We start from the raw sequence: 786 nt of genomic DNA, 5'->3' as shown, positions 1-786 counted from the left end.
TCGGTGAGCCAGATTTGCAGGGCGGAAATCACCAGCGAGGCAACAACTGCCGGACGCAATGCGCTAATCTCTCCGGCGTCGATAGCCGCCTCCGCTGCGTGGCTGATCATCTCCATGCCGGTGCGCCAAGCCTCGCGCTGTCCGCCGCGGCCGGCATCGATCAAGGCCGACGCGGTACCCCAGCTCAGTGCTTCGTGAAGATGCAGTGCCAAGAAGTGAGGATGGGCGGCAAAGAACTCGACCTCAGCGCGCGCACCCATGAGAATCTTCTCCAGCGGTGAGTCGATGGTCGCGGTGCGGGTCAGGACGGCGTCGACGAACTCGGTCATTCGAAGGGCATTGAGCGCATCCCACAGTTGGTCCTTGCCCGTGAAGTGCTTGTAGACCGTTGCCAACGAAACCCCCGCCGTCTTCGCGATGGCGCTCACCTTTGCTTCGTTGAACCCGGTTCGCGCGAACTCATACTCGGCGGAAGCGAGGATCTGTTCGTGGTACATCGCGCGTCGTGCATCGTCGAGGCGGGCGATGGGTGCACCAGGTAGCGGCCGGTCCATGGGGCCTGCCTCCTTTCGTTGCGGGTGCTTGTCGTGTCTGGACACGCCATGTTAGCGTGCCCGGGTAACGACGATTATCGTTAGAGAAACGCGAGTTACTCAACCCGAGGGGGTCCGCCCGTGACTACTACGTCCGAGGTCACACGACAGTCGATTGCGGAACCAATTACCGCCAAGCTTCCGCCGTCCCGCACGCTGCGAGTGCTGTGGGTCGTAGCGTTCGGTTCGTTGG

1 protein-coding gene is annotated in these 786 nt (G+C 62.2%); it reads right to left on the bottom strand.

The window, feature by feature from the left end:
• Nucleotides 1-554: TetR/AcrR family transcriptional regulator (locus tag A5760_RS00005; protein ID WP_231122499.1), on the bottom strand; the 554-nt coding region annotated here is incomplete at its 3' end.
• Nucleotides 555-786 lie beyond the last annotated feature (232 nt).

It is taken from the genome of Mycobacterium colombiense (assembly GCF_001665835.1).
GTDB classification, from domain to species: domain Bacteria; phylum Actinomycetota; class Actinomycetes; order Mycobacteriales; family Mycobacteriaceae; genus Mycobacterium; species Mycobacterium colombiense_A.
The sequence above is the reverse complement of the archived record's forward strand: the minus strand, read 5'-3'. Positions and strand labels throughout refer to the sequence as shown.